1 protein-coding gene is annotated in these 1,777 nt (G+C 55.5%); it reads left to right on the top strand.

Translation table 11 applies throughout. The features are described from left to right. Positions 1 to 134: 134 nt before the first annotated feature. On the top strand, positions 135 to 1,777 hold a 1,643-nt coding region (locus CO675_RS40320; protein WP_245453096.1), incomplete at its 3' end, for a glycosyl hydrolase family 28-related protein.

Below are 1,777 nucleotides of genomic sequence, written 5' to 3'. Positions count from 1 at the left end.
GAACTAACTGAGCCGCCGCCTGACGCACCAGGCTGGCTCTACTTTCAGCCTGAAACCGGAGAGATCTGGCGAAAACTCGATGGAGAGTGGCTGCCAATCGCCGAAGCTCACAAACGCATTTCAGAGAAATCTCATTGACCGCACTTTCTTCCTACTCAACGGGCACCGTCACGATTGCAGTGAACGGCACGAACGTTACCGGATCCGGAACGATCTGGTCTGGCGTCAACGTTAGGCCTGGTGACATTCTTCAGATTGGCGATTTCCAGACCGTCATCACCGACGTCACGGACACGGCGCACCTTGTCATTCCGCCGTGGGGCGGTGGCGCGCAGGCCGGTGCCGCTTATACCATCTGGCAGGTTTCGCCGCAGCGCTTCGCAGGCGCGCAGGCAATGGCAGACGTGTCTACTGCAGTTGGCGCATGGAATTCGCTCGGCTATTTTGTCTTCGTTGATCCAGCGCTTTCCGCTCCAGATCCGTCTATCGGTGAAGAGAACCAATACGCATTCCAACCTACCACGAGAAAGTATTGGCTAAAGACCGGCGGCGTTTGGGTGTTCCAAGGCCAGCCTGGTATCGGCGATGTGCTGGCCGCGAACCATCTGACTGATGTTACTCTGACGGCATCGGGCGGCGTCGCGCGGTCGGCTGCTGCAATGATTCTGGATGTTGGTAACATCAAGAACTACGGCGCGGTTGGCGATGGCGTCGCCGACGATACGGCTGCGTTCCAGGCCGCTATTGCGGCGCTCCCCGGTGGCGGCCGGATATTTGTTCCGCGTGGATTTCATAGGATCACCGCGTCATTAACGCTGCACAGCGGCCTGACATTCTACGGTGAGAGTTGCATCAGTCGTGTTTTTGGCTTGCCAACTGGTACTGAAACTCCGTCACACATTTTCATTGATAGCGACAATCTACCGCTTTTCGTCAACGTCTCTGGCGTTTCGATGGAGAGTGTCAACTTTACAGACATCTCGTTCAGCGCGCGATTGACGCCTACGACGACCCCGCGAGGCACTGCGACGGGCTTCCTATTCGAAGGGTCTGCCCCAAGCGATATCAAGAACCTGACTTTCAACCGCTGTCAGTTCTCTAACTTCGGCGGATACGCGATACGCGCATACGATCCCACTGCGCCCAGCGCTAACCCAGACTGGAACGTCTGTCCGGCAACGCTCACTGACTGCACGTTTCTCTACAACACCATCGGCATCTCGTTTGAAACGGACAATGCAGATTTTTGGCAGTTGAATGGGACGGCATTTTTCGGGAACGTTTACGGAATCGTCTGTACACGTTCTGGCATCTTGGTTTTGAATCAGTGTTTCGGAGGCGGTGGCATCATGGTCATCACCGGAGGCTCTGGTACCCAGATTCGCGATAGCATTACCTTCATTGGGTGCCAATACGAGCAAGGCACCGCGATGCTTCAGGTCGCTGATAATATGGCGACACAGCGAACGTATTTCCCAATCAAGATGATCTCGTGCATCGTCGAGTCGCCCATTCTCCTGAGTGCCTCGTGTCACTTCATCAGCGAGGGGTGCCGTTACGTCAACAACATCGAAGTCACGGCTTCTGGTGTTCTTATCGATTCTTACTCGGACTCGTTCTTGCCGACGACACATATCAATCTGGTTGCTGGCAGTTCGGTGCGCAACTACGTCACGCACGGGACCGATTATCCTATCGGCGTTCGTGGCCCAATCATCGATGGAAAGTGCATCAGAACGGCGTCTGCGCCGCCGTCTGGTGGAACGGTGGCCTACGT

The sequence above is a fragment of the Bradyrhizobium sp. C9 genome (assembly GCF_002532045.1).
Taxonomy (GTDB): Bacteria; Pseudomonadota; Alphaproteobacteria; order Rhizobiales; family Xanthobacteraceae; genus Bradyrhizobium.
This window is presented reverse-complemented; position numbering and strand designations above follow the sequence as displayed.